At 45.5% G+C, this 389-nt stretch carries 1 protein-coding gene; it reads right to left on the minus strand.

The genetic code is table 11. The features are described from left to right. Positions 1-389, minus strand: a 389-nt coding sequence (locus tag J1N09_RS15450) for a hypothetical protein (protein WP_414826859.1), incomplete at both ends; no start/stop codon positions are given.

Below are 389 nucleotides of genomic sequence, written 5' to 3' on the forward strand. Positions count from 1 at the left end.
ACATTGCTTATCGATACATTACCGGCGTTAGTTACCGTGAAAGTGTAGTTGATAAGCTCTCCGGGATCTGAACAATCACCGCCATCATCATACATAGCTGTTTTCAGGATGTCGATGGCAGGGTTCTGACAAAGTTGAGTCACAACCGCAGCCGAAGTATCGGTCACTGTGCTCTGATCTGGAGCCGTTCCTGTTACTGTGGCTGTATTTGTTACTGAACCAGCATCGATATCATCTTGTGTAATAGCGTAGCTTCCTGTGTATATCCATGTTTCAGTTACATCAAGTTCACCGTCACCATCATCATCTCCTGAATCTGGTCCGGGAACCACTCCACCTAATAGTGGATCGGTTACTACAACATTGCTTATCGATACATTACCGGCGTT

Origin of the sequence: Aureitalea sp. L0-47, from assembly GCF_026126405.1 — a bacterium.
Classification (GTDB): domain Bacteria; phylum Bacteroidota; class Bacteroidia; order Flavobacteriales; family Flavobacteriaceae; genus Pukyongia.